The sequence below is a fragment of the Candidatus Baltobacteraceae bacterium genome, from assembly GCA_036488875.1.
GTDB lineage: Bacteria > Vulcanimicrobiota > Vulcanimicrobiia > Vulcanimicrobiales > Vulcanimicrobiaceae > JAFAHZ01.
Window position 1 is genome coordinate 34,953 of record DASXGW010000013.1, and the last position, 20,750, is coordinate 55,702.

Genomic DNA, 20,750 nt, shown 5'->3' on the forward strand with positions numbered 1-20,750 from the left:
TTTTTATGTCATTTTTGAAGAGTATTTTCGACGGAAACGAGCGCGAGGTGGCCCGCGTCAGGCGGACTGCGGTCGCGGTCAACGCCCTTGAAGGCGAGATCTCCGCGCTATCCGACGAGGCGCTGCGCGCCAAGACCGGGGAGTTCCGCGGCCGTTTGGACGCAGGTGAATCGCTCGACGCGATGTTGCCCGAAGTCTTCGCCGTGGTCCGCGAAGCCGGAAAACGGACGCTCGGCATGCGCCATTTCGACGTCCAGATCATGGGCGGACAAGTGCTATACGAAGGCCGGATCGCCGAGATGAAAACCGGCGAAGGCAAGACGCTCGTTTCGACGCTGCCTATTTTCGCGCGAGCTCTCGAAGGACGCGGGGTCCACCTCGTGACCGTCAACGACTACTTGGTGCGTCGCGACGCGGAGTGGATGGGCGCAATCTACCAGTTTTTAGGCCTCTCCGTCGGCATTATTCAGCACGGGCTCGACCCGGCGGAGCGCCGCGCGGCCTACGCCTGCGACATCACCTACGTTACGAACAACGAAGTCGGTTTCGATTATCTGCGCGACAACATGGCGTGGCAGGTCGAGGACCTCGTTCAGCGCGAGCTGTACTTCGCGCTCGTCGACGAAGTCGATTCGATTCTGATCGACGAAGCGCGCACGCCGCTGATCATCAGCGGCCCGTCGCAAGAATCGACCGAGCTCTACCAAAAGTTCGCGCAAATCCTTCCGCGCCTCAAGAAAGAAGAAGACTTCACCGTCGACGAGAAGGCGCACGCCGTCCCGATCACGGAAGCCGGCGTCGCGAAGGTCGAGAAGATGCTGGGCATCCAGAATCTCTACGACCAGCGCAATATCGAGCTGACGCACCAGCTCAACGCGGCCCTCAAGGCGTGGAACTTGTTCCATCGCGATCAGCAGTACATCGTCAAAGACGGTGACGTGATCATCGTCGACGAGTTCACCGGACGGCTGATGTACGGCCGGCGCTACTCCGACGGCATCCATCAGGCGATCGAGGCGAAGGAAGGCATCAAGGTTCGCGGCGAGGATCAGACGCTCGCGACGATTACGTTCCAAAATCTCTTCCGTCTGTACGATCATCTCGCCGGTATGACCGGCACGGCAAAAACCGAAGAACGTGAGTTTCGCGACATCTACGGCCTCGACGTCGTAGTCGTTCCGACGAACATGCCGATGATCCGTAAGGACAACTCCGACATCGTTTACAAGAGCGAGAAGGCAAAGTTCGAAGCCGTCGTCGACGAGATCATCGCCGAGCACCAAAAAAACCGTCCGGTTCTCGTCGGCACGCGCTCGATCGAAAAGAGCGAATTGCTGGCCGCGATGCTGCGCCGCAAAGGCGTCGAATGCAACGTCCTCAACGCCAAATACCACGAGCAGGAAGCCGAGATCATTAAGGATGCGGGACAACCGGCGCAGGTAACCATCGCTACGAACATGGCGGGCCGCGGTACCGACATCAAGCTCGGTGAGCGCGTCGCGCAAAGCGGCGGACTGCACATCATCGGCACCGAGCGCCACGAGTCGAGGCGTATCGACAACCAGCTCCGCGGCCGATCGGGACGTCAAGGCGACCCCGGCTCGTCGCGCTTCTACGTTTCGCTGGAGGACGAAGTCATGCGTCTCTTCGGCGGCGAGCGCATGACGGCAATCATGGATAGGGTCGGCTTTACCGACGAGCAGCCGATCGAATCGGGACTCGTTACGAAGTCGATCGAGCGCGCGCAAAGTAAAGTCGAAAATCACAACTACGAGATCCGCAAACACGTTCTCGAGTACGACGACGTGATGAACAAGCAGCGCGCGATCATCTACGCCGATCGCCGCGCCATTCTCGAAGGCAAATTCGATTCGCGGACCTTCCTGCTGCAGACGCTCGAGGCAAAAGTCGACGAGACGGTCGAGCAGAACGCACCGGAGAACGCACACCCCAGCGACTGGGGTTTGGGCGAGATGATCAACGAACTCGATATCATCTTCCCCGCCAAGCGCGCCGCGTCGGTGAGCGATCTCGAGAACAAGGATCGCGAAGAAATTCGCCGTTTCCTCAACGCCAAAGCGCTCGAAGCCTACGAAGCCAAGGAAAACGAGGTGACGCCGGAGATTCTGCGCGTCGTGGAGCAGCGCTATCTGCTGCTGCCGATCATCGATCGGCAGTGGGTCGACCATCTCTACGTGATGGATCATCTCAAGACCGGCATCGGCCTTCGCGGGTACGGTCAGAAAGATCCGCGTGTGGAGTACGAAAAGGAAGCCTTCGAAATCTTCGAGTCCCTCAAGAACAATATCGCCGACGAAGCGATCAAGGGCGTCTTCCGCGTGCAGATCGAACACGGGCCGCCGCCCGCGGAGCTGATGGCGCAGCAACACGGAGCGGGACCGCAGTTCGAACCGATTCCGTCGGGTGAAATTCTTCCGCAACCCGCGCAACAGGGTCGTCTCGCACCGCAAGAGGTCGAGCAGCTTCTCGGCCCGATGCCGGGCACGGATCGCCGGCCCCAGCAGCTCCACACCAACAAGGACGACGAGTCGCCGGCTAAGCCCATGCAACGCGAACAACCCAAGGTCGGACGCAACGAACTATGTCCCTGTGGAAGCGGCAAGAAGTTCAAAAAATGTCACGGGGCCGCGGCGTAGCGTAAACGCAGGTCTGGTCAAGGCCCAAACGCATAGAGTTTATGGTTGAACGAACCGACGAAGACGCGGTTATCGACCAGCGGTGCTCCAAAGACGCCGCAACTCCCGTACGAAGTGCAGGGCGAGCCGATGATTGTCCCGCTATGCCACAAAAGCACCCCCGTCGCATCGTTGAACGCCCAGAGCTGGTCGCCTATGCCGTCGGTGAAGTAGACGACTCCGTTTGCAACCGTGGGAGCTTGATTGTCGTTATCCGTCGCGTTCGTCGTGCCGACGCTGGCCTTCCACTGGAGCGTTAATCCCTTGCAGCCGCCCGCAGTTTGCGCGAATGCATTGAGCCCGTACGCATAGTTTCCGGTCGACTTCGGATTGCCCACGTAGACGAGCCCGGTAGCCGGATCGAATGCCGGCACTCCGATGAAGTCGCCGATATCCGTGGTCTTGGCGACTTGAATTTGTTGCACCGCCGTAAGGCCGCTTGAGTTTTCCCCATAGGTGTAGAGATATCCGTCCTTGTTTTTCGTGGTCGAAAGCTCCGCGGAGCAATTGGGAGTACTATAGAGCATCGGCGTCGCTCCGTAGTCGGAATCGTTCTTCACGTTGACGCCGTTGATAGTCGCCCCTTCATAGCTTATGAGATTCAGCTGCGGGCTCAGCTCGACGACGGCATCTCCGTACGGATACGTTTCGCCCATAGTATTAGTCGGGCAGCCGCTTGCGGTCGTCGCTATATTGCCGGTCGCGACCAACACGTCGTTCGTCAGGGGATCGATCGACGCGCCACCCATTCCCCAAATCCCACCACCGCAATAAACGGTGGCGGATGTACTGGGCGCGGTCCTGCTGGGAAGGAAGGCGGCAACGACCTGGTGTGTTGCCGTACTAATTGCGACGATGCGGCCATGCCATGGCGCTCTATCGCAAAAGGCTGCCGTCTCGGCGTAGAGCAAACCGTTACTGGGGTTAAATGTCAGCGCCGAATAGATATGATCTTGCGCCGGGGTCCCGATGACGGACTGCGTAATCGGATCGAAGAGAATATTTACCCGCCACTGCTCGACACCCGTGGACATCGAGAGCGCGTGCACGTTGTCACTGGCGTCAGCGACGTACACGAGGCCGGAGCTCCTGTCGAACGTAGCCGTCCCGGTAATACCGAATTGACCTCCGGGAAGGTCGAGGCAACTGGTGTGTTGCGGGGCCCCAAAGGTGGAGTTACTCCATAGCACGGCGCCGCTGTCGGCGTTGATTGCATAGAAGACGTTGTTTTCGGCGCCGACGTAGAGTACGTTCACCGGCGTACCATTCATCGAAACGTTGGTGGCTAGTACCGGCTGGGCGGTGATCGCAGCTCCGAGATCTGTCGGCGTCGCCCATTTTTCGCTCAATCCGCTCGAAACATTGCTTGCTGTAAGGGTGCTTTCGTTCGGATTATCACCCGTCCGCTGCAAATTGTATCCAAACGTGTTCCAGTCGACATACCCGCTGCTTTCGGTCCCGGCGGCGTAGTGATTCGCGATCTGGGTGGCCGTCAATGCTCTACCGGCGTAAACGGCCACTTCATCGATGGTCCCCTTGAATGACGGACCGTTGAGCGCCGGTGCGTTGCCGATCGTCAAGCCGGCTCCTTGATTGGATTTGAAGTCGCGTCCTGCCGGTGCCGGCGCGGTAGCGACCTGCGAACCGTTCACGAAAATCCGTGCCGTATGCACATCATACGTTCCGGCAACGTAGTACGTCGTGTTCGGCAAAAGCGGAGTCGGCGCGGCGAGATTCACCGTACCGCCGTCAAGTGAAAGCGTGACGTTGATCTTTCCGTCCGCCGATAAGAAGAGCCCGTAAAGCGGCGAGGACGACCCGTCGTTACCGTATCCGAGGACGAACGTTTGGTTCGACGGTACGGAAGCAAATCGTACCCATGCCTCGAACGAGACCACACAACAGGGTCGCAATAACGTCGTAGCCGGTACCGCAACGACGCCGGCTGCGGATGCCAGACCCGGAAACGACATCGCGGCGTCGGTGGACGTCGCGATGAGCCCCGGAGCGCTTTCCGCAATAGAGCTGCCGATCTTCCCGCTCAGGGCCCGCCCCGAAGAATCGTGCGCAGTCGTGCCGGTATCGTCAAGACGGTAGTACGCCGTTGGTGAATCGGCCAGAATGACCTGGGCGTAATCGGCGGACGACTGAAACGGGTGAACGTGGAACTTGCCGTTCGCCGGCATTCTCGGTGTAGGAATCGGCGCCGAATCGTGACCGCTGCAACCCGCAAGCAAAGCAAAAGCTACGAGAATAGATAACGCGGAACGGACTGGCCCGCAAGATCGCCGATCTTTCATTTGCAACACCCCGTAGGAAGGTTTCCCGCAATTCTACTCTCCTCGTGTTCGCAACGATATGGGCCGAATGGCCAAGGGCCGGTCGCGTTTTTAGTACGGGGTCAAGTGGATCGGGGGTTGCTGCGTTGGGAAGATGGGAGCCGTTATGAGGCCGGCGACCGGCGGTGTGCCGATCGGTGACGAGCCGATCGGGGATGGCGTTATCGGTTGCCAAGGATCCAGCGGCGGATTTGAGATTGGGCCAAAGACCGGGCCGCCGATAATCGGCGTACCGATGGGAGTCGGCGTGCCGATCGGCGATTGCTGATTTCCGGCGACGAGCGAACCGCCGAGATCGACGTTCTGCGCGTTGGCTTCAACGTTGACGCCTTGACCCTGAGCGGTGAGCGTCGTTTGAATGCTTCCGCCGTACTGATTTTGCGCTAGAACGGAAAGCGAGCCATTGCCGTTGCACGTAACGCTCGCGCCGCTGCCGAGATTGAGCGTCTGTCCCGCGGCGATCGGAATCATGCGATCTCCATCGCGCACGGTGGCTTGTCCTTCGTTGTTCATCGACACTGCGACGTTACCGTTGTCGAGCGCAACCGTGGCCGACTGGTTCCACGTCACCCCTTTGGCGTTCGGCGCCGTGACCTGCGTCGAGACCTGATAGCCGCCGGGAATCGAATTGGAGTCGAGCAGATCGGGCTGAGACGACATGCTGTTCCAATGGCTGCCGTTGAAGGACAGATGCGGGTCGCCGGTGCTCGATCCCGAGGCGTTGGAAAAGTACTGCTCGTTGCCGTAGCCGTTGCAGCCGCCCGTGTAGCCGCCGTATCCTCCGTATTCGCCGTAGCCGGCGTTGCCCATCATCGACTGCAGCATCTGCATGAGCTGTTGCAAGAGGCCCGACAGCGGGCCGAAGAGTGCGGTCTGAGTTGGGTTTTGCTGCATGGCGTCGCTGATTCCCGGCGGCACGAAGCGCGTGATACCGTCCTGGGTACCGAGCGGCTGAGCGAGCAGATTTTGCGCCGGTGAAAGAACGCTCTCGGCCGCGGTCTCGAGCGGTGCGAGCGTTGTGGGGCCGAGTTGGCCGTCTAGGGGTTGGACGTACATTGCACACCTCCGTCGTGAGTCGCACACCGTTCACGACGGGAGCGCGCGGCGACAAGGGAGGGCGGCCGAATTCCCGAAAACGCTTTCCCCTCATGAGCGACTCTCAACTTACCGCCATCGCACGTCTCGACGATCGTCTCACGACGCTCAAGGAGCGTCTTTGACTTCGCCGGTAAGTCGCGCCGCATAAGCGAGCTCGAAGCGCGCTCGCACGCGGAGGGTTTTTGGAACGAGCCCGAGAGCGCTCAGCGCATCATGAAGGAGCTCGCCGGCCTCCGCGAGGAGAACGCCAAGATCGAAGCCGCCGCAAAGGCGCTGCAGGACGCGCGCGACGTTCTCGAACTCTTCGGCGACGACGACGAGGCCACGCGCGACGTCGATACGGGGATCGCGTCGGCCCAGCAAATCGTCGACGACCTCGAGATGGCCGCCAACTTCGACGGCGAGTTCGACGCGCACAACGCCATTCTCAGCGTTTTTGCCGGTGCGGGCGGCGTCGATGCGGCCGATTGGACGCAGATGATGGCGCGCATGTATTTGCGATGGGCCGAGGCCAAAGGCTTCCAGACGCAAATCGTCGACGAGTCGCCGGCCGAAGAGGCCGGATTGAAATCGATAACGTTCTTCGTGCGCGGCCGCAACGCGTACGGAATGCTCGAGAGCGAGCGCGGCGTTCACCGGCTCGTTCGCCTCTCGCCGTTCGACGCCGCGCATCGGCGGCACACGTCGTTTGCCGCCGTCGACGTCATTCCCGAGATCGAGGCGGACGAAAGCACCGACGTCGAGATTAAATCCGACGACTTGCGCATCGAGACGTTCAAGTCGGGCGGTGCGGGCGGTCAATACGTGAACAAGACCGAATCGGCGGTCCGGATCGTGCACCTTCCGAGTGGAATCGTCGTTGCGTCGCAGCAGGAGCGGTCGCAGGCGCAGAACCGCGAGGTCGCGATGAACATCTTGCGCGCGAAGCTCGTGCAGCGGGCCGCGCGGGAGCACGAGAACAAACTCGCCGGTTTACGCGGGGAGCGCCAGGCCAACGAGTGGGGCAGCCAGATTCGTTCCTACGTGCTGCAGCCGTACCAACTCGTGAAGGATCATCGCACCGACGTGGAGACCGGCAACGCACAGGCGGTGCTCGACGGGGACATCGATGGGTTCATTTGGCCATATCTGCTGAAGCGACGCGCGGCAGTCTAGAACGTCGCGTTAGCGACGGGCTGCTTTGGCTGGGCTGCCTTCTTTACGCAGCGCTTTTCACGTTTCTTGGCGCCGTCAAGTACGCCGCTCACCGCAATCTCGTCGATTTCGGTATCTTCCAGCAGACGGTAGCGAGCGCGTTCGGATGTTTTTGTAACCCGCTCGAGGGAAGCCACTGGGCCTTCCACTTCTCGCCCATCCTCTATCTCGCCGCCGCTGCCGTTGCCGTCGTCCACTCGCCGCTGACGCTGGTCGCGCTGCAAGCAATCGCGGGGGCGTTGTGCGCTCCACCGGTATATGGCATCGTCAGGGCGCGCGCGGACGTTTCGACCGCGCGTCTCGCGGCCGTCGTTGCGTGGCTGTATCCGCCGCTGGCCGGCCTGGTGTTCGGAGATTTTCACGAAAATGGGTTCGCGCCCGCGGCGGTGGCATGGAGCCTCTACGCATTCGACGCCGGCGCCCTCACGATATCGGGTCTGTTTGCGGCGGTCGTGCTCGCCGTCAAAGAAGATCAGGCGATCTTCTTGGCCTGCGCCGAACTGGGCATGGCGTTTGCGTACCGCGGCGACGCGCGCCGGTGGCGGTTTGCCGTGGGTGTTGCGCTCGTCTCGCTGGCGGTCGAAGCCGTGTTCTTTCTCGTCATCGAGCCGCACGCGAACGCGTTGCCGGCGTGGCAGCCCACTCGTTTCTTCGCATGGACGGGCGCGGACCGGCACGCACTGTTTCCGCGCGGCATTTTAGAACGAATCGGATTCCTCGCGTTGATCCTCGCGCCGCTTGCGTTCGTTCCCCTGCGGACTCGCGCGATCGTTATCACGCTTGCTCCGCTGGTTGAAGTGCTCGCATCGCGCATGAGCACCACGTTTACGCTCGGGTCGCACTACGCGGGTGCCTGGATCGGTTACGTACTCGTTGCGTTCGCTACGGGTATCGGTCAGTTGGCGGAGCGCAATCGTGCGCGACTGACGCTCTATTGGGCCCTGGGGCTGTGCGTCGTCGAGTTCGCGGTGGCAAATCCGCTGCATCCGGGATTGAACCTGCGCGCGCGCCAGGCGCGCGACGTCGCGCTCGACGCGGCGTTGGCACGAATACCGCGCGACGCAAGCGTAGCAACGCAAGAAGAAGCCTACACGCACCTCGCGCTCGACGACCCCTACGTGCGTCTGCTTCCGGAAGACCCGCGGGTCGAAACGCAGGCGTGCTTCGTTTTGATCGATCGGGACTTTCCGAATTCGCCGCGGCTGCGAGAATACGGGAGTGCGCTTACAACCCTCGTGCGTAACGGCGTCTACGTGCCCGTTGGGAAGGAAGGCGGTATCGAGCTGTATCGCCGCTCGGCGCGATGCCGCTAGCCGGGTTGCGGCTCCGTCAGGATCAGCGTATCGTCGGGCACGAACGTCGATAATCCGGCATCGATGCGTGCGACCGAGCGTACGTTTTCGAACGAGACGCTCGCCGAGCTGTACCCGTGCTTTTTCAACTGGATCGGAGCGAGCGCCGTCTCGGTTGCGATGTACGACGCTTCGCCGATCCGATCGAAGGTGATCGACCACGGAACTGCCGTTCCCGGCCCCGTTACAAAGTTCAATGCCTCGACGAGCTTGATCGGAGCGTACGTTCGCGTATCGACCCAAAGCTCGCGTAAACGAAAGCGCCCCGGATCGCGCAGCGGCTGCAATCGCAGATGATAGGCCGGCCGCGTCGCGGCGTTCTCTATCCCGACGAGCGAGATGGCATAGGTTCGCGACCGCGCCTCGACGACGGCAATTTCGCGCAGCCCGGACGTCGGTTCGGGCGCCGGCGCCGGTCGATTTCGCGGCATCGGATCGCGGAACGCTTGCCGGATTTCTTCCACGAGCTGCGCGTCGTTGGGCTCGCTCTCGGCGCAGCCGCGCGGCGTCGTTCCCAAGCCGAATGAATAGTTCGGTGCGAGCATCGGTATGCCCAGGAAATCCATCCCGGCGTTCGTGCTGTGGATACGATCGAATGGAGAGACGAGCCCGAAGCCGCCCGGCGCGTAATAGGGATGCGCCTCTTCGTAGTCGCTTACCGAGTTGAAGTGAACGACGTCCTGGACCGCGTCGTAAGCGCTGCGATAGCGCTCGGTTTTTTGCCGGCCGTTTTCGGTGACGGTTACGGCAACGTCGTAGGCTAGAAGCTCGGGATAGCGCTGTGATTCCCAAGCCAACCGCGTTTTGCCGAATATTTCATAACCGGCGTTCGAGTCTGCCTGAAGCGTCGCCGCTGCCAAGACCAACGCGGTGAGCATAGGCCAAGCAATGCGCGCGTGCGCGCGCGGCGCCCTTCTCGCCGGCTGAAGATTGCGTTAGATCAGCTGTGCCAAAGCGCGGGCCGTTCCGATCGGCCAGTCGCCATCGGCGCGTACGATGCGGTGCGATGCGGCCCACGGCGACCAGCGTGCGACTTGCAGCCCAAAGTCGCGGCCCGGCGGAAAGACTGCAACGACCGGCGTTCCCACGAAACCAGCGACGTGCAGCGCGCCGGAATCCGGTACGACGATCGCCCTGGCGGCACCGATCGCCGACTTCCAGGGCTCGAGCGCGGCGAAGCGCTCGACGCGCATCCTCGTTGCAGTCTCGACGCGAGCGGCGTAGGCCGATTCAATTTCGGATGCGATCAGCCGCAACTCGCGCAACGCGCTGCAACGCTCGATCAGCTCGATGACGGATGCAAACGGCATGCCGAGCCGTTCCCACTTATCGGAAATCTGGACCGCGACTCGATCGTCCGGCGGGGGTTCGGTTTCGAGCACGAGCGGGCGCAGGCGCCGCAGGTCGCGCGACGGCTGCGCGTCGCCGAGTAATGGCGCGCCGAGCCGAAACAACACCTCGCACTCGTGCGGTGCCCGCGGGTCGAGACCGGCGCTGCGATAAACGCGCACGTTGATGCAGCTGCGCGACCACAGCGTCTTCAACGGCTTGCCCCAGAGATTGGTAAACCCCACGCGCAGCGGTGCTTGCGTCTCGCGCGCCAGACGGTAGCCGGCCGGGTCTTCGGTCGCCACGAGCACGTGCGTGTAGTCACGCGCTCGCAATCCTTGCCCCAACCGGTCGATTGCGGCCAGATTATCCGCGTCGTCAGATCGTTGGCGCACTCCGGCGGCGATGACGACGTCGCGCACCGCGCGGCTGGAAAACACGCCGGCATTAGACGGGCGCAGCACCACGTCGGCCGGGATGGCGCGTTCCCGGAACGCATCGAGCAGCGGAACCAGCGCCAGCGCATCACCGATCGCGTCGAGGCGGATGACGAGCACCGACGGGGAAGTGGGGGGCATGCTGCACTCTGCGACCGTCGCCCGGAGGACGCCTGCTCGGTGATCGCGCGCGACGACGTCGTGACGTTCGAGGAAATCGACGGCTACCGCACCGTTCGTAGCTTCGGGTACGTCTCGGGCATCGCGTCGCGTCAGAGGAATCGATTGCGCTCGACGTTCCGCAGCCTCGGTATGCTTATCGGATTATCGGCCGGCGAGTTTCTCAGCGATGCGGAGCAGTTGCGTACCGACGCACTCGACGGATTGCGCCGCCGCGCCGACGAGCTCGGCGCGAACGCGGTTTTGGGACTGCAGTTCTATGTTTCCGAAGGCAGCGACGGATCGTGCAAGGTCGTCGCCTTCGGAAAGGCGGTGCTGGTAACGAAGGCCGATCCGGCGTGAGTCTCGAGGAACGCGCGCAGCGCCTGCGGCTGCTCGAGCAAGAAACGACCGCTGCCGACGCGTGCCGTCTGTGCGCGATCGGCGCGCAACGCCGCAACAACGTGTACGGCGAAGGCAATCCGTGCGCGCGTCTCATGGTCGTCGGCGAAGGTCCGGGAGAAACCGAAGACGAGTTGGGGCGTCCGTTCGTCGGACGTGCCGGACAACTGCTCGATCGCATGCTCGTCGCGATCGGCCTGCCGCGCGAAGACGTTTATATTTGCAACACGGTGAAGTGCCGTCCGACCTTACCGGGACCACGCGGTCCGCGCAATCGCGCGCCGGATCCGCAAGAGATGGCGAACTGCCGTCCGTTCCTCGATCGTCAAATCGATATCATCCGCCCCGACGTGATTATGGCGTTGGGATCGCCCGCGGCAAAATCGTTCTTAGGCCGCGACTTTCAAATTACGAAGATGCGGGGTCGCTGGTATGCCGGACCGAACGGCATACCGTTGATGGTCACCTTTCATCCGGCGTACGTGCTGCGGCAGACGGGCGGAGAAATCGAAGCCGTGAAACGCCTGGTTTGGGCCGACCTCAAGGCGGTACGCACGAGGCTCGACGAGATCGCCGCCGTCCGCGAGGCGCCTCCGGCGCAAGAAGCTGCCCTCCAACCCGAGCAGTTCAGCCTCTTTGGCGACGTGTGATACAATGGCCGCCGTGATTCGCGAGCCCAAGGACATTTGGCTTTCCAACGTCGTTCGGCCCGCGGGGTTTCCCGATGCCGCGTCGTTTGCTGCCGAGTTTGAGTTGCGGCCCTACCGCCTGACGCAGCTCTATCGCGCGGCGTGTAAGGAACTCGCCGCCGGTATCGACGACGTCACGACGCTGCCCAAGGAGCTGCGCTCGCGCCTAGCCGAGCGCGGCATTGGTTTCTCGGCGGTGACGCCGTCGGTGGTGCAGCGTTCGATCGACGCCCAGACGACCAAGGCGCTGTTTCGCCTATCCGACGGAAAAGAAGTCGAGGCGGTTTTGATGGAGCATACCGGCGATCGCACGACCGTCTGCATATCGTCGCAGGCCGGCTGTGCGTTCGCATGCGCGTTTTGCTCGACGGGCCAAGCCGGCTTCACGCGAAACCTCACCGCCGTCGAAATCTTCGATCAAGCGCGCTACTTCGCGCGCGAGCTCGCGTCGCGCGGCAAGCGCGTCACCAACATCGTGTTCATGGGCATGGGCGAGCCGTTTCATAACTACGACGCGGTGATGGAAGCGGTGGCACTGCTCAACGATCCGCACGGCTTCGGTTTGGGTCATCGTCACATCACGATCTCGACCGTCGGCCTCGTCGACAAGATCGACCGTTTTGCCGGCGAGCATGTGCAGGTGAATCTCGCGATCTCGCTGCACGCCCCCAACGACACGATTCGATCCGGCATCATGCCGGTGAACCGAAAGTTCGACATCGCTCAACTCATGGCCGCGTGCGAGCGGTACGTCGAGAAGACCAACCGCAAAGTCTTTTTCGAATACGTCATGCTCGAAGGCGTCAACGATTCGCGGGAAACGGCACGCGAACTGGCCGAGCTCATGCGCGGGCGGCTGTATCACGTGAATTTGATTCCCTATAACACGACGCCCGACGGACCGTTCGCCGGGACCGGCGATGCGAAAATCTGGGAGTTTGCGGCGATTCTGGAAGCCGCCGGCGTACCCGTAACCGTACGCCGGAATATGGGACGCGACATCGCCGCCGCGTGCGGGCAGCTCCGCGCGCAAACGCAGCCGAAGCTACGCGCGCCGGCTTAACCCGCCTCGCGCCTGCCGCGACGCGGCATACTCCTTGTCGAATTCCAGCCACCGGTCTGCCACTGGAAGCCGCGGTTCCCCAGCCGGATACGCCCCTCGGGGATGAGCTTTTATCCACCGAAACGACACCATTGCCGCGTACTCGAAGTTCTCCCAGACCGAGATGCCGATCTTGCGACGCGCGAGCGCAACGGCGGGTTCCACTGCTTCCCAAGCATTGCTCAAATCCGACGAGTAGATCATGCAGAGCGACTCGCGATCGACGAGGCCGGCGAGCATAAGCGCGCCCATGTCCTCGAAGTAGTTCCCGATGAGCCGCAGTCTGTCGATGTCGTCCCGAAACTCCGCCGTACGCTCGGATTCGTTGCAGAATTGATATCGGAACTCGGGATTCTCCAGCAGCTCGGGCAATCGCGTCTCGATAAAACCCCTCGCTTCCGAAAATTCCCGGGATTGGAAGGCGTCTCTGAGCTCGGCAAGGGCGGCGATCTGGTTGCTGCCCCGCGCGTGACGCAGCTGAACGATCGCCGCAATCGCCGTCGCGGCGATGACGAGAAACGTCCCCAACGTCGCAAGCGTATTGACGAGCTCCAAAGATGCCACTGCGGGGAACTTCATGGTAAGGCCGGAAGAGTCTTTCTCCATGGCTACGTGGAGCGACGTGCGCAAGATTGCGCTCGCATTTCCCGGCGCGAGTGAAGGGACGGCATTTGGAACCGCGGCCTGGACGGTGAACAAGAAGTTTTTCGTCTGGGAACGCCCGTTACGAAAGTCGGATCTCGCGGCGCTGGGTGCCGGGGCGCCGAAGGGACCTATTCTCGGCGTGCGAACCGCCGATCTCGAGATGAAAGACGTCCTGCTCGCAAGCGATCCGAAGATCTTTTTTACGACACCTCACTTCGACGGATATCCCGCGGTACTCGTGCGGCTGGGCAAGATCGGCGTGAAGCGTCTGCGCGACGTGATCGAGGAAGCGTGGCTATCGCGCGCGGGCAAACGTGCCGTAGCGGAGTATTTGCATGAAAACCGGCGGTAGAGTCGCCATCGTCACGGGCGCGTCGGGCAGCATCGGTTCGTCGACCGTGCGTGCCTTAGCCGCGTCCGGCGCTAATCTCGTGTTAGCGGCAATTCCCAGCGAAGCAACGTTGCTCGACGCGCTTGTAGCCGAAGCGATAGCGCGCGGCGTTCGTGCGATCGCCGTTTCGGCGGACGTGCGCAGCAACGACGACGTAAGCCGCTTGGTGCGGTCCGCGCTGGATGCCTTTGGGAGCGTCGACATCCTCTGCAACGTCGCCGGTATTGGGTCGGGTCCTTCGTTGTGCGACGAAACGAACGCCTCGATCGAAGCGGTCGTGGACATAAACCTCACCGGCTGCGCGCGCACGATGCGTGCCGTCTTGCCGATTATGAAATCACAGCGGCGCGGGTCGATCGTCAACATCGGTTCGATCGCCGGTGAAGCGGGTGTCATGGGGATCTATTCGGCTTCGAAATTCGGTTTGCGCGGCTTAACCGACAGCGTTCGTCGCGAGGTGCGCAGCTACGGTATCGGAGTGACGTTGATCGAACCCGGCTTCGTGCAAAGCAAAATGAACGAAGCGATGGGCGACGGTCTGCCGAGCCCCGATATCGTCGCCGCCGCGGTCGTGGCCGCGATTCGGCGGCCGCGCCGCCGCACGATCGTTCCCTGGTACTACTCGCCGGTGGTTCGCATAGCTACCGCTTTTCCGGGGTTGATCGACCTCGTTTTCGGCGACGCTCGCATTCAAGAGCGTCTGAACCGCGACGCGCGTGCCGAGCGTGCTGCCAGAGAGACCGCGACTTGAGTACGCCGCGCGGGGTAGTCATCAGCGGAGCGTCGACGGGCATCGGCGCCGCGACTGCTTTGGTGCTCGCCGAGAAGGGGTACGTGGTCTTCGCAGGCGTGCGCAGCGACGACGACGCGCGACGGCTCGCCGCGGTTTCGCCGGGCGTGAGACCCGTGATGCTCGACGTTACGCAAGCCGATTCGGTGACGCGCGCCGCGGAAATCGTGCGCGGTAGCGGAATCGAACTGCACGGCGTCGTCAGTAATGCCGGCATTGCCGTCGGCGGCCCTCTCGAGCACGTTTCTATGGACGACATGCGGCAACAGTTTGAAGTCAACGTTTTCGGTGCGCTCGCGCTCGCGCAGGCCTTCATTCCGTTATTTTCCGCGAGCGGCGGCCGCATCGTCTTCGTCGGTTCCATCTCGGGACGACTGGCGATGCCCTATGTCGGTCCGTACAGCGCTTCGAAGTTTGCACTGCGAGGTCTGGTTGATGCGTTGCGTGTCGAGCTCGCGCCCGCGGAAATTCGTGTATCTCTGATCGAGCCGGGCTCGGTGAAGACGCCGATCTGGGCAAAGGGGCGCGCCCAAGCCGGTCAAATTGCATCGCGACACGCCAGCAAGCGTCCGCATTACCGGATGGCCCTCGAGCGCATCGTTTCCATTACCGAGCGAGAGGCGCGCGACGGTATGCCGGTCGAGATCGTCGCTGCGACGATCCTCCACGCCCTGGCTGCGCGCCGGCCGCGGGCGGAGTACGTACTGGGTACGCCGGCGCGCATGGGAAGCTTCGTCGCGGCATTGCCGCCCGCACTGCGGGACCGCGCGGTTCGCGCTTCGATGCGCCTGTCGTAACGTTGACCGCGTTCGTCGCATTCCTCGTCGCGGTCAACCTGCTGTTCGCACTTCGCGGCTTCGTACTAGCCCGGCGACCCTACGATCGCGTCGAGGCGCGCGACGTTGTGTCCGTTTTGCCCACACTTTCGATCGTCGTGCCGGCTCGCAACGAAGAGCGGCAAATCGAGGAGTGCGTACGCTCGCTGCTGGCGCAGCGCCACAACGACTTTGAAGTCGTCGTCGTCGACGATTGCTCGGACGACGCGACCCCGCAAATCCTTGCACGCCTTGCGTCTGAGGACGCGCGTTTGCGTATCGTCTGGGGTACGGCGCTTCCCGACGGCTGGGTAGGCAAGCCATGGGCGTTGACGCAAGGCGTGCGTGAGTCGCGCGGCGCGTGGCTGCTGTTTACCGACGCCGACACCTTTCACTATCCCAATGGCGCCGCTTCCGTGCAGCGCGCTGCGATCGAACGCAATCTCGGCGCGCTGAGCGTGCTCACGGATCAAGATCTGGTGACGTTGCCGGAGCGCGCGCTCATGCCGAGCCTCTTCCTCGCTATTCTCGGCGGAACGGGGCCGATCGGCGATGTGGGCGATCCGGAAAAACCCGACGTCGCGCTGTTCAACGGGCAGTACGTCCTGGCGTCGCGCACGGCGTACGAAGCGATCGGCGGCCATGCGGCGGTGCGCAACGAGATCGCCGAGGATTTGGAGCTCGCACGCCGTTTCAAACGCGACGGACGTTTTCGGATCGCACTGACCGGATCGGAAGGCGTCGCGCACACGCGAATGTACCGGTCACTGGGCGAGATCTGGGCCGGGTTCACGAAGAACTTCGCGCTCGGCTTGCGCGAGCGCCCCGTGTGGGGAGCGATCGGCGCGTGCGCGCTGGCGTGCATCTCGCCGCTTACGCAACTTACTTTTATCGCAGCGCTGCTGTCGGCGCGGTGGATCGACGCGGCGGTTCTCGCGGTCGCCATGGCGGCGGTTCTGGCAGTCGTCGCGTACCAAATGCGCCTCATGCGCGCGCCGGCTTCCTCGGTGCCGTGGTATCCGGTCGGCACCGCGTTCACCGTTGCGGTCTTGACCGTCTCGATCGCGCTCTTTGCGAGCGGCCGCGGCGTCGTCTGGCGAGGAAGGCGCTACGGCGCGGGCTGATAAATCTACAAGGCCTTATGGAATCGGCCCAGGAGACCCGCGTAACCATGGAAGAGATCACGGCGCTGGCAAAGCGCCGCGGTTTCATCTTTCAATCGAGCGAGATTTACGGCGGCCTCAACGGGTTCTGGGATTACGGGCCGCTCGGCGCGCTGCTCAAGCGAAACGTGAAAAACGCCTGGTGGCGGGATACGGTCGAGCTGCGCGACGACGTCGTCGCCTTCGACTCCTCCATCATCATGCATTCCGACGTGTGGAAAGCGTCGGGTCACGTGGACGTCTTTCACGACGTGATGGTCGATTGTAAGGTCTGTAAGCACCGCTTTCGCTTGGACCATCTCAAGAATCGCGCGCAGTGCCCGGATTGCGGGAGCAAAGACTCGTTTACGGAGCCGCGCAACTTCAACCTGATGATGAAGACGTCCGTCGGGCCGATGGAAGATACGTCGGCCGTTGCGTACCTGCGTCCGGAAACCGCTCAGGGCATCTTCGTCAACTTCAAGAACGTCTATCAGACGGCGCGCAAGAAGCCGCCGTTCGGCATCGCTCAGATCGGTAAGTCCTTCCGAAACGAGATCACGCCGGGAAACTTTACCTTTCGCGTGCGTGAGTTCGAACAGGCCGAGCTCGAATATTTCGTTCCCGACGACGGGAAGGACATGGACGTCTTTCGTGAGTGGGTCGACCGGCGCAAAGCGTGGTATTCGAGCTACGGTATCAAGCCCGAGCGGCTGCGTTTCTACGAGCTCACCGATGCGGAACGTCCGCACTACGCCAAGGCCGGTATCGACGTCGAGTACCTCTTTCCGTGGGGCTGGGGCGAGCTCGAATCGATCGCGCACCGCACGACCTACGATCTCGACGCGCATATGAAGTTGTCGGGTAAGGACCTGCAGTTCTTCGACGAAGCCAGCAAGACGCATTACACGCCCCTGTTGATCGAAAGCTCGGCGGGCATGGACCGGACGGCGCTGACGTTCCTGATCGACGCCTACGACCGCGAGAGCAGCGTCGATCCCAACGGCAAGAAAATCGAACGCACGGTGCTGCGTTTTCACCCGCAGATCGCGCCCGTTCAAGCCGCGATCTTCTCGCTGGCTCGCAATCGCGACGATTTGGTCGAGCGCGCGCGCGGAATCGAATCGAACCTTCGCCCGCACTTCCGCACGCAGTACGACGAAGGCAACATCGGCCAGCTCTACCGGCGGCAAGACGAGATCGGCACGCCGTTCTGCATTACCGTCGATCACCAGACGCTCGAGGACGCCGCCGTTACGGTGCGCGAGCGCGATTCGATGCGACAAGACCGGGTACAAGCCGAGCAGTTGGAACGCTACTTACGAGAGCGACTCTGAAGCCGTGTCCGTAGGAGCCGGTGTGCAGTACGTCTATTTCTTCGAGCAGGCAAACGCGATAAAGGAAGCCGCCGGAGCGGAAGCCATGCGCGACCTGCTGGGCGGCAAAGGCGCCGGCTTGGCGGAGATGACGTCGGCCGGTTTACCGGTTCCCAGCGGCTTCACGATTACCACCGAGGCGTGTCTGGAGTTCTATCGCCAGGGACGTACGTTTCCAAGCGGGCTCGGCGATCAAGTCTCCGTCGCGATGCGCGAGCTCGAGCAGCGTACCGGAAAGGGTTTCGGCTCGGTCGAAAATCCGCTGCTCGTCTCGGTGCGCAGCGGCGCGCGCGTCTCGATGCCCGGTATGATGGACACGATTCTCAATCTCGGGCTTAACGACGGCACGGTGGAGACGCTGGCGCGTTTGACCGGCAACGAACGCTTCGCGTGGGACGCATATCGGCGATTCATCATGATGTTCGCCGACATCGTCCTGGGCGTCGACAAGGAGGCGTTTGACGAACTCATCGACGAGCGTAAGCGCGAGCTCGGCGTGGCGACCGATCCCGAAGTCGATGCCGCATCGTGGCGCGAGCTCAGCGGCCGTTTTAAAACGCTGATTCGCGAGCGGGCCGGCCGCGACTTCCCTCAGGACGTTCGCGAACAGCTCGAACTGGCCATCACCGCCGTGTTCGATTCGTGGAACTCCAAGCGCGCGATCGATTATCGCCGCTACAATAAAATTTCCGACGAGTGGGGCACCGCCGTCAGCGTGATGGAGATGGTCTTCGGAAACATGGGCGACGATTCGGGCACGGGCGTCGCGTTCACCCGCAATCCAAATACCGGCGAGAAGATGCTGTTCGGCGAGTACCTGCGTAACGCGCAGGGCGAAGACGTCGTCGCCGGTATCCGGACGCCGGAGCGGATCACCGATCTGAAGACGTCGCAGCCGGAAGTCTACGCGCAGTTCAAAGACATCGCTCGGCGGCTCGAGCGACACTACCACGACATGCAGGATCTGGAGTTTACCGTCGAGCGCGGTAAGCTATTCATGCTGCAGACGCGCAGCGGAAAGCGCAGCGCCGAAGCCGCCGTCAAAATTGCGCTCGACTTCGTGGCCGAGGATATCGTCGACCGGCGCCACGCCGTGGGTATGGTCGACGCGCAATCGCTCGATCAGCTCTTCCACGCACGAATCGATCCCAACGAACGCGTGAACGTGGCCGCCAAAGGACTCAACGCGTCGCCCGGTGCCGCGACCGGACAGGTCGTCTTTACCGCCGACGATGCGGTCGAGTGGAAAGAGCAAGGCAAGACGACGATCCTCGTTCGCACCGAGACGAATCCCGACGACGTTCACGGCATGATTGCGGCTCAAGGCATTCTCACCGCCAAAGGCGGCGCGACGTCGCACGCCGCCGTGGTGGCGCGCGGCATGGGAAAGCCCTGCGTGGCCGGCTGCGACGCTCTGCACGTCGATCGCCGCAACAAACAGGCGACGGTCGGCGAGTCGACGGTTCGCGAAGGCGATTGGATGACGATCGACGGCTCCACCGGAAACGTTTCGATGGGCAAGCTGGCGTTGATTCCGCCGCCGTCGGAGCTGCCGGAATGGCTGGCGATCTTTTTGTCGTGGGCCGACGAGCTGCGCGGTTTGCATGTGTGGGCAAACGCGGACACGCCCGAAGACGCCACGCGGGCTCGCAGTTTGGGCGCCCAGGGCATCGGGCTCTGCCGGACCGAGCACATGTTCATGCAGCAAGATCGCTTGCCGATCGTCCAGCAAATGATTCTCGCCGACTCGCGCGAGGCGCGCGACGCGGCCCTGGCTAAGCTGCTGCCGATTCAGCGCGGCGATTTCGTGGGCATCCTGCGCGCCATGGACGGATTGCCGGTGACGATTCGGCTGCTCGATCCGCCGCTGCACGAGTTCTTACCGTCGCTCGAGCAACTGCTGGTCGAAGCGACGGAACTGCGCGTCACGCGCGGCAGCGATTCGCCGGAGTTCAAGATCAAGGATGCCGTGCTGCATCGCGTGCTGCAGCTGCACGAGCAGAACCCCATGCTCGGCTTGCGCGTGTGCCGTCTAGGGATCGTGTACCCGGAAATCTATGCCATGCAAGTTCGCGCGATCTTCGAGGCCGCGTGCGCGCTAAAGCGCGAGGGCCTCGATCCTATTCCCGAGGTGATGATACCCGGCGTCGGTACGAAAGAAGAGATGCGTGCGACGCGCGACGCCGCCAAAGCGGCCGCGGACGAGGTTCTGACCAAAGAAGGCGTTACGCTGCCTTATAAGGTCGGCACGATGATCGAGCTTCCGCGCGCGTGCGTGGTCGCAGACGAGATCGCCGAGGACGCGGAGTTCTTCTCGTTCGGCACCAACGACCTCACGCAGACGACCTATGGCTATAGCCGCGACGATGCCGAGGCGTCGTTCATCCCGGTCTACCTCGAGAAGAAGGTGCTCAAAGCCGACCCGTTCATCGTACTCGATCGGCGCGGCGTCGGAACGCTGATGCGGGAGGCGGTCATGCGCGGCCGGTCGACGCGTCCGGACATCAAGATCGGTATTTGCGGCGAGCACGGCGGCGAGCCGAGCAGCGTTGCGTTCTGCCATCAGCTCGGCCTCGACTATGTCTCCTGCTCGCCGTTTCGCGTTCCCATCGCGCGACTCGCCGCCGCACAAGCCTCAATCGGCGTTTTAGAGTAACGCCCTCTAGCCCTCCGGCGTTGCGGCGTGATTGGTCTCTCCGTGAGACCAAGGGAAGCGGTTAGGCTCCTGCTGTCCGCGGGATTCGTGGTTATACGCAAACAAGGCAGCCACGTAATTTTCGCTCATCCGGAGCAT

17 protein-coding genes are annotated in these 20,750 nt (G+C 62.4%); 12 read left to right on the top strand and 5 right to left on the bottom strand.

Annotated elements, in window-relative coordinates:
* Positions 1 to 5 precede the first annotated feature (5 nt).
* Positions 6 to 2,657 carry a preprotein translocase subunit SecA gene (gene secA, locus VGG89_14700; GenBank protein ID HEY1977799.1) on the top strand — a complete coding sequence of 884 codons (2,652 nt, stop codon included), beginning with the start codon at positions 6 to 8 and terminating at the stop codon, positions 2,655 to 2,657.
* A 17-nt stretch (positions 2,658 to 2,674) separates the two neighbouring features.
* On the opposite strand, the gene VGG89_14705 is transcribed toward secA, so the two are convergent.
* A complete protein-coding gene (locus VGG89_14705) occupies positions 2,675 to 4,882 on the bottom strand; it encodes a LamG-like jellyroll fold domain-containing protein (GenBank protein ID HEY1977800.1) in 2,208 nt (735 codons plus the stop codon).
* A 204-nt stretch (positions 4,883 to 5,086) separates the two neighbouring features.
* Positions 5,087 to 6,091, bottom strand: a complete 1,005-nt coding sequence (locus VGG89_14710; protein ID HEY1977801.1) for a hypothetical protein — start codon at positions 6,089 to 6,091, stop codon at positions 5,087 to 5,089.
* Positions 6,092 to 6,277: 186 nt separating this feature from the next.
* On the opposite strand from VGG89_14710, the gene prfB reads away from it, so the two are divergent.
* Complete coding sequence (prfB, locus tag VGG89_14715) at positions 6,278 to 7,288, top strand: peptide chain release factor 2 (protein HEY1977802.1); 1,011 nt, start codon at positions 6,278 to 6,280, stop codon at positions 7,286 to 7,288.
* A complete protein-coding gene (locus VGG89_14720; protein HEY1977803.1) occupies positions 7,252 to 8,640 on the top strand; it encodes a DUF2079 domain-containing protein in 1,389 nt (462 codons plus the stop codon). Before prfB ends, VGG89_14720 begins: the two co-directional genes overlap by 37 nt.
* Here VGG89_14720 and VGG89_14725 read toward each other — a convergent pair.
* Together VGG89_14725 and VGG89_14730 are read right to left on the bottom strand one after the other, a co-directional pair.
* A complete protein-coding gene (locus VGG89_14725) occupies positions 8,637 to 9,557 on the bottom strand; it encodes a hypothetical protein (GenBank protein HEY1977804.1) in 921 nt (306 codons plus the stop codon). The genes VGG89_14720 and VGG89_14725 overlap by 4 nt on opposite strands.
* Positions 9,558 to 9,614: 57 nt before the next feature.
* Entirely contained in the window at positions 9,615 to 10,586 is a 972-nt protein-coding gene (locus VGG89_14730) for a glycosyltransferase family 9 protein (protein ID HEY1977805.1), read from the bottom strand.
* Between the two features lie 39 nt (positions 10,587 to 10,625).
* Between VGG89_14730 and VGG89_14735 the strand changes: the two genes are divergently transcribed.
* Genes VGG89_14735 through rlmN form a run of 3 tightly spaced genes read left to right on the top strand, consistent with a single transcriptional unit; the run spans position 10,626 to position 12,758 of the window.
* Entirely contained in the window at positions 10,626 to 10,967 is a 342-nt protein-coding gene (locus VGG89_14735) for a heavy metal-binding domain-containing protein (protein HEY1977806.1), read from the top strand.
* Positions 10,964 to 11,656, top strand: a complete 693-nt coding sequence (locus VGG89_14740) for a uracil-DNA glycosylase (protein ID HEY1977807.1) — start codon at positions 10,964 to 10,966, stop codon at positions 11,654 to 11,656. The genes VGG89_14735 and VGG89_14740 overlap by 4 nt, the downstream gene beginning before the upstream one ends.
* Before the next feature lie 4 nt (positions 11,657 to 11,660).
* The gene (gene rlmN / locus VGG89_14745; protein ID HEY1977808.1) at positions 11,661 to 12,758 is read left to right on the top strand and encodes a 23S rRNA (adenine(2503)-C(2))-methyltransferase RlmN; all 1,098 of its coding nucleotides are present in this window, start codon (positions 11,661 to 11,663) and stop codon (positions 12,756 to 12,758) included.
* On the opposite strand, the gene VGG89_14750 is transcribed toward rlmN, so the two are convergent.
* Positions 12,741 to 13,361 carry a hypothetical protein gene (locus tag VGG89_14750; protein ID HEY1977809.1) on the bottom strand — a complete coding sequence of 207 codons (621 nt, stop codon included), beginning with the start codon at positions 13,359 to 13,361 and terminating at the stop codon, positions 12,741 to 12,743. The genes rlmN and VGG89_14750 overlap by 18 nt on opposite strands.
* A gap of 40 nt (positions 13,362 to 13,401) precedes the next feature.
* On the opposite strand from VGG89_14750, the gene VGG89_14755 reads away from it, so the two are divergent.
* From VGG89_14755 to ppdK, 6 genes are read left to right on the top strand one after another with little or no spacing between them, the layout of a single operon-like run.
* Complete coding sequence (locus VGG89_14755) at positions 13,402 to 13,794, top strand: MmcQ/YjbR family DNA-binding protein (GenBank protein ID HEY1977810.1); 393 nt, start codon at positions 13,402 to 13,404, stop codon at positions 13,792 to 13,794.
* Complete coding sequence (locus VGG89_14760) at positions 13,778 to 14,584, top strand: SDR family oxidoreductase (protein ID HEY1977811.1); 807 nt, start codon at positions 13,778 to 13,780, stop codon at positions 14,582 to 14,584. The genes VGG89_14755 and VGG89_14760 overlap by 17 nt, the downstream gene beginning before the upstream one ends.
* Positions 14,581 to 15,420 carry an SDR family NAD(P)-dependent oxidoreductase gene (locus VGG89_14765; protein ID HEY1977812.1) on the top strand — a complete coding sequence of 280 codons (840 nt, stop codon included), beginning with the start codon at positions 14,581 to 14,583 and terminating at the stop codon, positions 15,418 to 15,420. The genes VGG89_14760 and VGG89_14765 overlap by 4 nt, the downstream gene beginning before the upstream one ends.
* A 2-nt stretch (positions 15,421 to 15,422) precedes the next feature.
* Positions 15,423 to 16,562, top strand: coding sequence for a glycosyltransferase family 2 protein (locus VGG89_14770; protein ID HEY1977813.1), 1,140 nt, complete (start codon positions 15,423 to 15,425; stop codon positions 16,560 to 16,562).
* A gap of 47 nt (positions 16,563 to 16,609) precedes the next feature.
* Complete coding sequence (locus tag VGG89_14775; GenBank protein HEY1977814.1) at positions 16,610 to 17,917, top strand: glycine--tRNA ligase; 1,308 nt, start codon at positions 16,610 to 16,612, stop codon at positions 17,915 to 17,917.
* 22 nt (positions 17,918 to 17,939) lie between these two features.
* Positions 17,940 to 20,612 carry a pyruvate, phosphate dikinase gene (gene ppdK / locus VGG89_14780; GenBank protein HEY1977815.1) on the top strand — a complete coding sequence of 891 codons (2,673 nt, stop codon included), beginning with the start codon at positions 17,940 to 17,942 and terminating at the stop codon, positions 20,610 to 20,612.
* Positions 20,613 to 20,750: the final 138 nt, after the last annotated feature.

Excerpts from the sequence above, each read along its gene's own strand:
- secA (HEY1977799.1), top strand. The coding sequence starts at position 6 with ATGTCATTTTTGAAGAGTATTTTCGACGGAAACGAGCGCGAGGTGGCC.
- VGG89_14705 (HEY1977800.1), bottom strand. The coding sequence starts at position 4,882 with ATGCCGGCGAACGGCAAGTTCCACGTTCACCCGTTTCAGTCGTCCGCC.
- VGG89_14710 (HEY1977801.1), bottom strand. The coding sequence starts at position 6,091 with ATGTACGTCCAACCCCTAGACGGCCAACTCGGCCCCACAACGCTCGCA.
- VGG89_14725 (HEY1977804.1), bottom strand. The coding sequence starts at position 9,557 with ATGCTCACCGCGTTGGTCTTGGCAGCGGCGACGCTTCAGGCAGACTCG.
- VGG89_14730 (HEY1977805.1), bottom strand. The coding sequence starts at position 10,586 with ATGCCCCCCACTTCCCCGTCGGTGCTCGTCATCCGCCTCGACGCGATC.
- rlmN (HEY1977808.1), top strand. The coding sequence starts at position 11,661 with ATGGCCGCCGTGATTCGCGAGCCCAAGGACATTTGGCTTTCCAACGTC.
- VGG89_14755 (HEY1977810.1), top strand. The coding sequence starts at position 13,402 with ATGGCTACGTGGAGCGACGTGCGCAAGATTGCGCTCGCATTTCCCGGC.
- VGG89_14760 (HEY1977811.1), top strand. The coding sequence starts at position 13,778 with ATGAAAACCGGCGGTAGAGTCGCCATCGTCACGGGCGCGTCGGGCAGC.
- VGG89_14775 (HEY1977814.1), top strand. The coding sequence starts at position 16,610 with ATGGAAGAGATCACGGCGCTGGCAAAGCGCCGCGGTTTCATCTTTCAA.